The organism is Nonomuraea sp. NPDC052265 (assembly GCF_044547985.1).
Taxonomy (GTDB): Bacteria; Actinomycetota; Actinomycetes; order Streptosporangiales; family Streptosporangiaceae; genus Nonomuraea.
In genome coordinates, this window is the sequence record NZ_JBIUBJ010000023.1 from 118,534 (window position 1) to 130,411 (window position 11,878).

General features: G+C 73.4%; 13 protein-coding genes and 1 pseudogene. 4 read left to right on the top strand and 10 right to left on the bottom strand.

Going from position 1 to position 11,878, the window contains the following annotated elements; translation table 11 throughout:
- Positions 1-12 precede the first annotated feature (12 nt).
- Entirely contained in the window at positions 13-738 is a 726-nt protein-coding gene (locus ACIHAD_RS41215) for an alpha/beta fold hydrolase (protein WP_397360237.1), read from the top strand.
- On the opposite strand, the gene ACIHAD_RS41220 is transcribed toward ACIHAD_RS41215, so the two are convergent.
- The 4 genes from ACIHAD_RS41220 to metK all read right to left on the bottom strand — a co-directional run bounded on the left by ACIHAD_RS41220 (position 682) and on the right by metK (position 3,912).
- The gene (locus ACIHAD_RS41220) at positions 682-1,224 is read right to left on the bottom strand and encodes a hypothetical protein (protein ID WP_397360238.1); all 543 of its coding nucleotides are present in this window, start codon (positions 1,222-1,224) and stop codon (positions 682-684) included. The two genes, ACIHAD_RS41215 and ACIHAD_RS41220, sit on opposite strands and share 57 nt — an antisense overlap.
- Positions 1,221-1,778, bottom strand: a complete 558-nt coding sequence (locus ACIHAD_RS41225; RefSeq protein ID WP_397360239.1) for a hypothetical protein — start codon at positions 1,776-1,778, stop codon at positions 1,221-1,223. The genes ACIHAD_RS41220 and ACIHAD_RS41225 overlap by 4 nt, the downstream gene beginning before the upstream one ends.
- 145 nt (positions 1,779-1,923) lie before the next feature.
- Positions 1,924-2,571 (bottom strand): isochorismatase family protein, encoded by a 648-nt coding sequence (locus ACIHAD_RS41230; RefSeq protein ID WP_397360240.1) that lies wholly within the window; start codon positions 2,569-2,571, stop codon positions 1,924-1,926.
- Positions 2,572-2,724: 153 nt separating this feature from the next.
- Positions 2,725-3,912 (bottom strand): methionine adenosyltransferase, encoded by a 1,188-nt coding sequence (gene metK, locus ACIHAD_RS41235; protein ID WP_397360241.1) that lies wholly within the window; start codon positions 3,910-3,912, stop codon positions 2,725-2,727.
- A 405-nt stretch (positions 3,913-4,317) separates the two neighbouring features.
- Between metK and ACIHAD_RS41240 the strand changes: the two genes are divergently transcribed.
- The gene (locus tag ACIHAD_RS41240) at positions 4,318-5,145 is read left to right on the top strand and encodes an S-methyl-5'-thioadenosine phosphorylase (RefSeq protein WP_397360242.1); all 828 of its coding nucleotides are present in this window, start codon (positions 4,318-4,320) and stop codon (positions 5,143-5,145) included.
- 96 nt (positions 5,146-5,241) lie between these two features.
- Here the strand turns inward: ACIHAD_RS41240 and ACIHAD_RS41245 are convergent, their stop codons facing one another.
- From ACIHAD_RS41245 to ACIHAD_RS41255, 3 genes are all read right to left on the bottom strand, one after another.
- Positions 5,242-5,505, bottom strand: a complete 264-nt coding sequence (locus ACIHAD_RS41245; protein WP_397360243.1) for a phosphopantetheine-binding protein — start codon at positions 5,503-5,505, stop codon at positions 5,242-5,244.
- Positions 5,506-5,558: 53 nt separating this feature from the next.
- Entirely contained in the window at positions 5,559-5,801 is a 243-nt protein-coding gene (locus tag ACIHAD_RS41250; RefSeq protein ID WP_397360244.1) for a phosphopantetheine-binding protein, read from the bottom strand.
- Positions 5,802-5,897: 96 nt separating this feature from the next.
- Entirely contained in the window at positions 5,898-6,800 is a 903-nt protein-coding gene (locus ACIHAD_RS41255) for a prephenate dehydrogenase (RefSeq protein WP_397360245.1), read from the bottom strand.
- Between the two features lie 158 nt (positions 6,801-6,958).
- On the opposite strand from ACIHAD_RS41255, the pseudogene ACIHAD_RS41260 reads away from it, so the two are divergent.
- Positions 6,959-7,651, top strand: a pseudogene (locus ACIHAD_RS41260) (alpha/beta hydrolase family protein); the annotation flags it as partial.
- Positions 7,652-7,713: 62 nt separating this feature from the next.
- Here the strand turns inward: ACIHAD_RS41260 and ACIHAD_RS41265 are convergent.
- Entirely contained in the window at positions 7,714-8,340 is a 627-nt protein-coding gene (locus ACIHAD_RS41265) for a TetR/AcrR family transcriptional regulator (protein WP_397360246.1), read from the bottom strand.
- Between the two features lie 101 nt (positions 8,341-8,441).
- Positions 8,442-9,674, bottom strand: coding sequence for a serine hydrolase domain-containing protein (locus ACIHAD_RS41270; protein ID WP_397360247.1), 1,233 nt, complete (start codon positions 9,672-9,674; stop codon positions 8,442-8,444).
- 353 nt (positions 9,675-10,027) lie between these two features.
- On the opposite strand from ACIHAD_RS41270, the gene ACIHAD_RS41275 reads away from it, so the two are divergent.
- Positions 10,028-10,804 carry a MerR family transcriptional regulator gene (locus ACIHAD_RS41275; protein WP_397360248.1) on the top strand — a complete coding sequence of 259 codons (777 nt, stop codon included), beginning with the start codon at positions 10,028-10,030 and terminating at the stop codon, positions 10,802-10,804.
- 55 nt (positions 10,805-10,859) lie between these two features.
- Here ACIHAD_RS41275 and ACIHAD_RS41280 read toward each other — a convergent pair whose 3' ends face one another.
- The gene (locus ACIHAD_RS41280) at positions 10,860-11,657 is read right to left on the bottom strand and encodes an NAD(P)H-binding protein (protein WP_397360249.1); all 798 of its coding nucleotides are present in this window, start codon (positions 11,655-11,657) and stop codon (positions 10,860-10,862) included.
- Between the last annotated feature and the right edge of the window lie 221 nt (positions 11,658-11,878).

The following is an 11,878-nucleotide window of genomic DNA, read 5'->3' on the forward strand; positions in this document are numbered from 1 at the left end:
AGGACGATCCAGATGAGAAGGACCTTCCTCCTCCTGCCGGGCTCCTGGTCGGGCGCGTGGATCTGGGAGCCCGTCGTCCGGCGGCTGCGCCTGCTCGGGCACGACGCCCGCGCCGTAACCCTGCGCGGCCTGTCCGGGCCGCGCGACGACGTCGCCGGCGTCGGCCTGCAGACGCACGTGGACGAGGTGCTGACCCTGCTGAAGAACGAGGGGCTGCGCGACGTCGTGCTGGTCGGGCACAGCTACTCGGGGCTGGTGGCCGGCCAGGTCGCCGACCGGGCGCCGGGCCGCGTCGCGCACACGGTGTACGTCGAGGCGTTCCTGCCGCACGACGGCCGTTCGATGCTGCACGCCTTCCCCGACCGGCAGCGGGAGCAGGAGCTGCGCCTGATCGAGGCCGGCGGGGGCCGCTGGCCCGCCCCCGACCACACGTTGATGGCCGAGGGACAGGGCCTCACGGCGGCGCAGGCGCGCTGGCTGGCCGGCCGGTTCGTCGGCCAGCCCGGGCGCACCGTGGCCGAGGCCGCCGTGCTCAGCACCCCGCTGGAGCGGCAGCGGGCCAGCTACGTGGTGTGCGCCCTCGACCACTTCCAGGGCAGCCTGTCCCCCGACGTGTCCGCGCTGCGCGCGGCACCGTCCTGGGACTTCCACACGCTGGACACCGGCTGCTGGCCGATGGTCTCAGCGCCCGGCCCGCTCGCCGCTGCGCTGTCCGACGCAGTCGCCGGCCGCCTCTGAGTGGGCGGCGACCTCGGGACCCGGTGCTAGCCCGGGCCGCGAGGAGGCGGGGAGCAGCCGCCGCAGCGACCCGGCGTGCAGGAACCACAGCAGGCCCAGCGCCACGACCAGGAGCAGGGCGCTGAAGACCCACTCGTTCGACCCGCCCGGCCCGTAGACGCGACCGCCGGAGCCGATGTCCACCGCGCGGACCGGCTGCCCGGCCCGATGGGTGTAGCGGTCGCTGGCGTACATCTCGACGCCCGTCCGGCCGGTGGCGCCGTCGTCGGAGCGGAAGTCCCCCGTCCAGACGCAGGACTCGTGCCCCGGATGCGTGATGCAGGCCAGCGTGCGCGGCACGAACACCCCGGGCACGCCGTCGCCGCGGGCGGCGCGGACAACCGTGCCGAGGTTCGGCACGGTCAGGAACAGCAGGAAGCCCGCCACCAGGCTGAGCACGAACGAGAAGGCCGGGGAGACCCCGCGGCGCCCGGAGCCCGCCATCACGCGGGCGACGCCGCGCAGGCGCAGCGCATGGCCGCCCGCTCGGCGGGGCGGGGGCTGCGGTGCAGGAGCATGGCCACCACCATGGGCACGAAGACCAGCCCGTTGTAGAACAGGTGCAGCTCCATGCGCGGGACGAGGAGCTGGATGATGCTCGTCGGCACCGGACGGCCCAGCAGGTTGTTCCCGGTGAGCGCCTGGAGGAGCAGCAGCAGGTGCTCCAGGTGGTGCCAGACCTGGATGCCCAGGGAGATGTTCCACCACGTACGGGACCTGCCGGTGAAGCCGGAGCGCAGCATGAGCAGGCCGACGAGCATCAGCAACGCGTAGCCGTAGTGCATCCACTCGGAGCTGACCAGCCAGGGGAAGGGCATGCCGAGGACGCCGCGCGCCTCCTTCAGCGGCCAGCCCAGAACGTAGACCTGGATGGCCTGGGCGACGTGCTCGGCCCAGTGGGCCAGCACCACGACGAGGTAGAGGGTGAGGGCGGGCTTGTGGTACCGGGTGTTGAGCGCGGTCAACAGGCCGGCGGACTGTGACACCGTGTGGGTGGCCATGCGGAACCTCGGCTTCCGGGATCGTCGGTCACGCGTCGTCCCGGCACGGCGAGGTCCGCCGGTGAATGGTCTTCGGTCCCCTTCGGGTGCGCCTGCTCCGGGAGATCGCGAGTTCAGTGTCCGCTGCGATCCCGCGCCTGACAACTCACAAATTGCGCGGCAGGCCGGCGAGCAGTTGCTTGGTCGTCAGGGTGACGCCGCAGCGGCCGGCGACGTAGCCGAGCGCCTGCCGGTGGTCGGCGGCGGTGAGGTCGGCGACGGCGTCGGCCACCACGTACGGCTGGATGTCGTGGGTGAAGGCGTCGAGCGCGGTGGTCAGGACGCCGATGTGGGCGTAGACCCCGGCGATGAGAAGCTGGTCGCGCCCCGACTCGCGCAGCCACCACAGCAGGCTCGTCCCGTGGAAGGCGCTGTAGCGCCGCCTGGTGAAGATCCAGTCGCCCGGCTCCGGCGCCATCGGCTCGGGGAAGCCGCGCCGGGCGGGTTCCAGCCGGTCGCTGCGCCGCCAGAAGTCCTTGGCCAGCCCCTGCTGCTCGCCGGTCAGCAGGCCCGGCTGGGCCGCGTAGGCCACGGGGACGCCGAGCCGCGCGCACGACTCGCGCAGCGCCGTCACGTTGCGCACCAGGTCGGTCAGCGGCGCCTCGCCGGGCGGGAAGAGGTCGAGGCAGGCGTGCTGCAGATCCACCAGCAGCAGGACGGCCCGGCGGGGGTCGGGCGTCCAGGTGACCGCGGCGGGCGGCAGCTCGGCGGCGTCCGGCATCGGATAGGGCTCGATCTCTGAAACGACCGGCACGGCGACCTCCGAATTTCTCGCAGCTTTTTGAGGCTGTCTCCATGATGTGCCGCGGGCGGCGTCCCCGGAAATGCGGAACGGCGGCAGGAAGCTGACTTCCCGCCACCGTTTCCAGCCATTTTCCTTTTTCTCGGACGTTCGCCGGGTCCACGGTCACAACCCGGCCGCCGCGCGCAGTTCCTCCGTCCGGTTCACCCGCTCCCACGTGAACTCGTCGCGGCCGAAATGCCCGTAGGCGGAGGTGTCCGCGTAGATGGGACGCAGCAGGTCCAGGTCCCGGATGATCGCGGCCGGCCGCAGGTCGAACACCTCGCGCACGGCGTCGTGGACGCGCCCCCGGGGCACCCGCTCGGTGCCGAAGCACTCCACGAACAGGCCCACCGGCCGCGCCTTGCCGATCGCGTACGCCACCTGAACCTCGCACCGCCCGGCCAGCCCCGCGGCGACCACGTTCTTGGCCACCCAGCGCATGGCGTAGGCGCCCGACCGGTCCACCTTGGAGGGGTCCTTGCCGGAGAACGCGCCGCCGCCGTGCCGGGCCATGCCCCCGTACGTGTCGATGATGATCTTGCGTCCGGTCAGGCCCGCGTCGCCCATCGGGCCGCCGACCTCGAACCGGCCCGTGGGGTTGACCAGCAGCCGGTAGCCGGTCGTGTCGATCCCCGCCCCGGCCAGGACCGGCTCGACGACCTCGCGCGTGACGTCGGGGGCCAGCATGTCGGCCAGCCCCACGTGCGCGGCGTGCTGGGTGGACAGCACGACGGTGTCCAGGCGGACCGGCCGGTCACCCTCGTACTCGACGGTGACCTGGGTCTTGCCGTCGGGCCGCAGGTACGGCACCGTCCCGGCCCTGCGGACCTCCGCCAGCCGACGGGCCAGCCGGTGGGCCAGCATGATCGGCAGCGGCATCAGCTCGGGCGTCTCCTCGCACGCGTAGCCGAACATCAGGCCCTGGTCGCCGGCGCCCTGCCGGTCCAGCTCGTCGGCGGCGCCCTCGCCGCGGTGCTCGCAGGCGTCGTCCACGCCGCGCGCGATGTCGGGCGACTGGGTGCCGATCGACACCGAGACGCCGCAGGAGGCGCCGTCGAAGCCCTTCTGGGAGGCGTCGTAGCCGATCTTCAGGATCGTCTCCCTGACCAGGCCGGGGATGTCCACGTACGTCTGCGTGGTGACCTCGCCCGCGACGTGCACCATGCCCGTGGTGATCAGTGTCTCGACCGCGACCCGGCTGCCGGGGTCCTTGGCCAGCAGGGCGTCCAGGATGCTGTCGCTGATCCTGTCGGCGATCTTGTCGGGGTGGCCTTCGGTGACCGATTCGGAGGTGAACGAACGACGTGACACCGACGCCCCCTAGTAGGGAAGCCGGCGCCCCGAAGGGGTGCGCAGGTCGAGTGCGGTCACGGGCGGACGCGGTTTCTGCGGCCTCTGCACGCGAATCACTTTGGGCATGGGAACGGCTCCACATCTTGGCGGCGGGAAAACTCGAATTTCCCGGACACAGATCATCCAAGATTCGCGTCGAGCATTCTTCTCCGATGACCTGCGCGACGAATGTTCGTTCCGAGAATAACCACGGCCGGGGGGTGGCGGGTTCTTTCCCTGTGCGGCATCGGGGGCGGTCGGGCAATCCAGGAGATGCCCCGTACGCGCCGGGAGGCCACGATGCTCCTGATGCCCGGATCGCCCTTTCCATCGGGCGGATCACCTACGCCGGGTCCCGGCCGCCCCGGCGACGAAAGGCTGATCATGAACGGAATCGTCGCGGAGATCGGGATCATCGGCGGGAGCGGGTTCTCCTCGGTCGCCGACGGCGCCCGGGAGGTCGCGCTCACCACCCCGTACGGCGAGCCGTCGGCCCCGCTCTCGCTCGCCCGGGTACACGGCCGCACGGTCGCCTTCCTGCCCCGCCACGGGCGCGACCACCGCCGGCCGCCGCACCGGATCAACTACCGGGCCAACCTGTGGGCGCTGCACTCGGTGGGCGTGCGCCAGATCCTCGCGCCGTGCGCGGTCGGCTCGCTCCGGCCCGAGCTGGGGCCCGGCGTGGTGGCGGTGCCCGACCAGCTCGTGGACCGGACGTCCGGACGGGTCCAGACGTACTTCGACGACGCGGCGGTGCACGTGCCGTTCGCGGACCCGTACTGCCCGGTGGGCCGGGAGACGGTGCTCGACGCCGCGGCGGCGACCGGCCAGGACTGCGTGGACGGCGGGACGATGGTGGTGATCGAGGGCCCCCGCCTGTCCAGCCGGGCCGAGTCGCAGTGGTACGCGGCGCAGGGGTGGTCGCTGGTGGACATGACCGGCTGCCCGGAGGCGGCGCTCGCCCGCGAGCTGGCCCTGTGCTACACGCCGGTCGCGCTGGTGACGGACCTGGACGCCGGGCTCGGCGTGGGCTCGGGGGCGCGACGGGACGAGCTGTTCACGATCTTCCACGAGGGGGTGGACCGGCTGCGGGCGCTGGTCCTGGCGACCGTGGCGCGGCTGCCGCGCACCCGTACGTGCGGCTGCGCGCGGGCCCTGGAGGACGCCGCCCTGCCGGCCGAGGCGGACCACCTCGGCCCCCTCCCGGCCTGAATTCCCACGGGAGCATCCCGCGCGGAAACCCTGGTCAGGGCGCGCGGAAACCCGGGTCTCCGCCGCCCCGCGGGAACCCGGGTGAGATCGCGGGGCCTACACCGCCATCGGCACGTGCGCGTCCAGGGCGACGCGTTCGACCAGCGCCTCCAGGTTGGGGTCCGCGTCGAAGACGTCGCCGACGTCGATGGAGATGCCCAGCTCCTCCTTGATCCGCCCGACCAGCCGCGCCGCGGCCGCGAACTGGCCTTCGAGGTCGGAGAACGTCGCCGCCTCCAGCCCCTCGGGCACGTCGAGCACCTCGTACCAGATGTCTCCGACCTTCTGCCGAAGCTCGGAGAGGCTGAGTTCGCCGGTCATGGGCCGTCCCTTCTCCAGGTCTGCCAGTGATTCTCGCAGCGGCCCCCGGGCGGCTACATCTCCGAGAGTGCCCTGGCCCTGACCTGGCCGAGCAGCGCGTCCAGCGTCCCGTCGCGCAGCAGCGCGGCCAGTTCGACGGCCACGCCGAGCCGGTCCTGGATCTGGGCGGCCATCCGCAGCGCCGCCAGCGCCGTGCCGCCGAGCTCGCCGAAGGTGGCGTCGGCCTCGTCCGCGCCGACGTCGAGCACCGTGTTCCAGATGTCGGTGACGTGCCTGTCGACGTCCGCCGGGTCCACGTCGCCCACCCTCCCCTGAGGCTCCCTTGGGGGGACCATAAGGCGCGGGGGCGGCGGGTGCTTGTCCTCACGTGCGCACCTGCGGCGCCTTCGGGGTCAGGACGCGGCCCGTTGCGGTTCCCGCGTCCGCGACAGCGCCCGGACGATGCGCGCGTGCCCCTCGTTCCCCCTGGCCAGCACGTCGGCCACCGGCCCGTCGTCGGCGGCGCGCAGGGCGGCGGCGACGCGGCCCAGGTCGCGGCCCATCGCCTCAAGCAGGTCGGCCACCGGAGCCGCGTTGTGCGCCAGGATGTCCCGCCACATGCCGGCCGGGCTGCCGGCCACCCGTGTCACGTCCCGCAACGCCCCGGCGGCCAGCGACAACCCGTCCGCAGCCGGTGCCGGGTCGGCGGGCCCGTCCGGAGCGCCGGTCGCGAACCTGGCGGCGAGCGCGGCCGACAGGACGAGCGGCACGTGCGACACCGCCGCGACGGCCCGGTCGTGGGCGTCCGGCGCGAGCAGCGTCACCTCGGCCCCGCAGGCGGTCGCCAGCGCCGCCGCCGTGCGCAGCGCGTGCGGTGACAGCGCCGGATGGGGGCACAGGGCCCACGTCCGGCCCTCGAACAGGCCCGCCCGCGCCGCTCCCGGCCCGGACACCTCCCGCCCGGCCATCGGATGGCCGGGGACATAACAGGCCAGCTCGCAGCCGCTCCGCTCCGCCTCGGCGAGGATCCGCGTCTTGGCGCTGGCCACGTCCGTGTAGACCCTCCCCAGCCCGCGGGCCTGCGCCTCACGCAGGACGGCGGCCACCGACGAGGGCGGCGTGGCGATCACGACGACGTCGGCCGGACCGGCCCCGGCCCGCAGCGCGGTGCCCGCGCCCATCCGCGCGGCCTGCGCCAGCGCCCACGGGTCGTGGTCGGCCAGCTCGACCCGCACGCCCGCCCGCCGCAGCGCGCACCCCACGGACGTGCCGATCAACCCACAGCCGATCACCACGACACGGCGGATTGGGGACATGGCCGGAACCTCGCTTCCCTCGGACGTCACTCCCCCATGGTGGCGGCGCGGGGCGCCCTGCGGCGGTACGCGGACCGTCTTCTTGCTGCCGCCCCGCGGCACGTTCCTGCCAGCACAACCCCAGGTCAAGCCCCTGTACGCGCCCCTACGATCACGACATGTCCTACTACGACCTGCTGTCCCGACCGGTACGCCCACCCGACCGCGTGCTCCGCTACGGCGACCGCCACCCCGACCAGGTGATCGACGTCTACGAGGGCACCGGCCGCCCGCCCCTCGTCCTGTTGCACGGCGGCTACTGGCTGGCCGAGTACGACAGGAGGCACACCCGTCCCATGGCCGCCGCCCTGGCCGCGCTCGGCCACACCGTCTGGTTGCCCGAGTACCGCAGGGTGGGCCAGGAGGGCGGCGGCCACCCGGGCACGTTCGACGACGTGGCCGCCGCGCTGGACCTCGTACGGGCGGAGTGCCCGTCCGGGGTGGTGCTGGTGGGGCACTCCGCGGGCGGTCACCTCGCGCTCTGGTCGGCGCTGCGGCACCGCCTGCCGCCCGGCTCCCGCTGGCACGCCGAACCGGCGGTCAACGGAGTGGTGGGCCTGGCCGCCGTCTGCGACCTGGGCGAGGCGTTCACGGCGGGGCTCGGCGGCGGCGCGGCCCGCGCCCTGCTCCACGACCGCGCCGACCTGCTGGACGAGGTGGACCCGATGCGCCTGCTGCCCCACGACCGGGGGCCGCTGGTGCTGGTGCACGGGGTCAGGGACCGCGTGCTGCCGGTGTCGATGAGCCGCCGCCTGGCGACGGGCGAGACGTCGGCGGTCCTGGTCGAACCGGCGGACGCCGGCCACTTCAGCCTGATCGACCCGCTGTCGAGCGCCTGGCCCCTGGTCGCCGCGGCTGTGGAGGCCGCGGCGGCTCATGACCCGGCGGCCCGGGAAGGCCGGGAGCCGTCCTCACCGAACGGGGTGAGCGCGCCGACGACGCGGGCGAGCAGGGCGGCCCACTCGTCGTCGTCCACGGGGTGCAGGTCGGGGGTGACCAGGGCGCTGCCCATGGACAGCAGCAGGCAGAAGTGGGCCAGCGCGGCGGGCGACAACGCCGGGTCCAGCTCGCCCCGGTCCTGGGCGAGGCGGGCCAGCGCGGCCATCGAACCGGCGCGCTCGCCGACGTAGTCGCGCATGGGCCTGGCGACGTCCTCGTCCCGGCGGGCGGCGACCAGGGCCTCGACGATGAGGTAGCCGCGGGCGTCGCGGCGCTGCGGCAGCCAGCGTCCGATCTCCAGGAGCAGATCGGGGACGGACCGGTCGGGGTCGGCGGCGAACAGGTCGGCCAGACGCCGCCGCCCGTGCGCGCGCAGCGCCGCCACCAGCAGCTCGGCCTTGGAGGCGAAGTGGGCGTACAGCGCGCCGTTGCTCACCCCGGCGGCGGCGGCGATGTCGGCGACGCGGGTGCCGTCGTACCCGCGCTCGGCGAACGCCTCCGCCGCGGCGCGCAGCAACCGTTGACGAGTCTCGGCGGCGGTGACGCCGGCGATTCGGCCCATGGCAGCATTAAACAGCCCGCCCACCCGGAACGTGACCACCGGCCGGATCTCCGCGCCCGAGCCGTCGCCGCCGCGCCGAGCCCGTGGGCGGTCGTCCGGCGTCAGTCGTCGAGGGCCTGGTAGAGCGTCGTCCAGAAGTCGTGGATGAGGTGCGTCGAATCGAGGGTGGACATCCCGACCTGGGTGAGCAGGATCCCGGTGAGCCGCTCGGCCGGGTCGGCGTACGCGGTGGTGCCGGTTCCGCCGTCCCAGCCGAACTGGCCGACGGAGGCGTGGCCGTCGCGGCGGGTGCGCACCGCCATCCCGAAGCCCCAGCCGCCCTGCAACCCCTGGCCGGCCGACAGGTGGACGATGCTCCTGTACATGGCGTCCCGGGCGGCCTGCTGCTCGGGGGTGAGGCGGTTGGTGGTCATGAGCTCGACGGCGGGCCGGGACAGGATCCGTTCGCCGCCGTGCACGCCGTGGTTCAGCAGCATCCGGAAGTAGGCGTGGTAGTCGTCCACGGTGGAGGCCAGCCCGCCGCCGCCGCCCTGGAAGGCCGGGGGCCGGCTGGTCCTGCCGCCCGCCGCCTCGTCCCACACCAGGAACTCGCCGGTCCGCGGGTCGGGGCCGTAAAGGGGCGGCAGCCGGTCGATCTTGTCGGCGGGCACGTGGAAGGCGGTGTCCTTCATGCCCAGCGGATCGAGCACGCGTTCGCGCAGGAACTCCTCCAGGGACTGGCCCGCGACCCTGGCGACGAGCACGCCGGCCACCTCGTTGCTGAGGTCGTACTGCCACCGCTCCCCGGGCTGGTACGACAGCGGCAGCTCGCCGAGGCGGCGCATCCACTCGTCCGGGTGGGGCGCAGGCCCGGACGCCACGCTGTAGTCGGTGCGTTCGAAGATCGCGGCCCTGATCGGGGAGTCCAGCAGCTCGAAGTCCACGCCGAGCCCGAACGTGGAGGTCAGCAGGTCCCGTACGGTGATCGGCCGGCGCGCCGGCACGGTGTCGTCCAGCGGGCCGTCGGGGCGCCTCAGCACCCGGCGGCCGGCGAGCTCGGGCAGCCACGGGTCCACCGGGTCGTCCAGCCGCAGCCGGCACTCGTCCAGCAGGATCATCGCCGCCGCCATCGTGACCGGCTTGGACGTGGACGCCATCCGGAAGATCGTGTCCCGGCTCATCGGCGGGCCACCGTCGTGCCGCATCGTCCCGATCGCCTCCACGTGCGTCTCCTCGCCCCGGCTGACCAGGGCGACCAGCCCGGGAATCCTCTTGGACTCGACGTGCCGCGTCAGCACCTCGCGCAGCCGGCGCAGCCCTGCCGCGGAGAAGCCGATGTCGTTCTTGTTCGTCATGATCTGTCGTCCTTGGTCTCGGGATGGTCGTCGTCCGGCACGGCTCGAAGGTGCGATGGCGGGCCACCGGGCCCCTTCGAGGCGGCCATGCGATGAGCTTGGACCCTGACCTAAGGTCAAGGTCAACTCCTGCCGCGAGCACGGCTCGGCCTCCTTGCGTCGAGCGTCCCGATGCGGAGGCGCCTCCGGCGACGAAGGTGATGAAGTGCCGCGGATGCGCGCTACTCTCACCCCTGTGAATGCCCCCAACCCCTTCCCGGGCGCGAAGGTCGCCGGCCGCCCCGTCCCGCGCGAGCGCTTCCCTGCGGTGCACGCAGGCGCGCTCGCCCTCGGTCCCGAGGCGCGCTGAGCCGATGGCGGACGGGCTCACGATCGGTCAGGCGGCGGCGTACGTCGGCGTCACCGTCAAGACCGTGCGGCACTATCACCGGCTCGGCCTGGTCCCCGAGCCCGAACGCGACGGCTCCGGCTACCGGCGTTACCGGTCGGCCGACCTGCTCCGGCTGGTCCAGATCCGGACCGTCGCCGCGGCCGGCGTGCCGCTGGCCGAGATCGGCGACCTGCTCGACGCCGATCCCGAGCGGTTCGCCGCCGCCCTGGAGGACGTCCGTCGCCGGCTGACCGAGCGGATCGACGACCTGGTCGCGCGCCGCGACACGCTGCACCGGCTCGCCCACGGCGACCGGGTCCTGCTGCCCGACCGGGCCTGCGCGGTCCTGGACCGGCTCGCCGCCCTCGGCTTCGACTCCGACTACGTGGCCACGCAGCGGGAGGCCCTGGTGCTGACCAGGGCGCTGATTCCAGCCATCTTCGACAGCTTCCTGACCCGGCTCGAACATTCGCTGGACGACCCCGAGTTCGTCGACCTGACCAAGCGCGGCCTGGAGGCCAGGTCCTGGGATCCGGACGACCCGCGGGTCGAGCGGCTGGCCTCCGCCCTGGCCGCCAAGCTGCTGGCCGGGCGGCCGCTTCTCGGGATGCCGGACGGGCTCGGCAAGCAGTCCGACGCCGCCGCCCGATATGGGCTGGTCAACCACCACGGGGTGGCCCAGGAGCCGTCCATCGCCCGGCTGAATGCCTTGGTCGAGGCGAAACTGCGCGCGGCCGGCATCGCGATACCGCACCAGTGACACCCCCGGCCGCCCCACCCGCGGCCAGGGACGGCCGTCCCGGCGTCGCGCGCCTCTACCCCAGGAACTCGCGCAGCGAACGCGGCGGGCGGCCCAGGACGTCGGCGACCGTCGTGGTCGTGCTCGCCCAGCGCCCGTCCCCGATCTGCGACATCAGGGTGGCCAGGTCACGGGCCGCGGGAGCGGGCATGCCGCGCTTCTCCAGGTGCCCGGCGGCCTCCTCGACGGACAGGTCCACGTACCGCACGTCCCGGCCGAACGCCCGGGTGAGCTCGGCGGCGATCTCGTCATGGGTGAGCGCCACCGGCCCGGTCAACTCGTGAACGGCGTCCGCCCCGACAGGACGGGTGAGCAGCGCGGCCGCGACCGCCGCGATGTCCCGCGCGTCGATGTACCCCACCCTGCCCCTGCCGTACGAGCCGAAGATCCGCCCCTCCTCGTCGACGTCGCCCGCGAGATTCTGCATGAAGCCGACGGGCGCCAGGATCGTCCACGGCACTCCGGACGCCTTGAGATGTTCGTCAACCTGTCCGTGCAAGCCGAAGCCGAGCAGGCTGCTGGACGTGACGCCGCGCACGGAGACCGTCACCACCTGGGCCACCCCCGAGGCCGCCGCGTGGTCGATGACCGCCCGGTGGGCGCGCACGAATCCAGGCCACTGCGCGCTGTTGAGAAAGAGCCTGTCACCCGGCTCGACCGGGATGCTCTCCGGCCTCTCCAGGTCACCGACCACGTAGTCGCAGCCCAGCTCCTCGCCCTGTTCCGCGCGCCGTACCACGGCCCGGACCGCGCCGCCCAGCTCCTCTGTCAGCGCACGCCCGATCGTGCCCGTCGCGCCCGTCACCACGATCATCACGCAACCCCCTGAACGGAATGCCGGCTTCCCGTTCTACACTAACCGGAAGGTTGTCGTCCACTTAGGGGGGACGGTCAGCCGATGCGCAGGGGCAGGGTTCGCGGGCCGCGTACCTGGCTGGCGGCCCAGGTGACGGCGTCGGGGTCGGCGAGGGTGAAGGTGGGGATGCGTTGGAGCCAGACGTCGAGGGCGGTGCGGAGTTCCATGCGGGCCAGGTG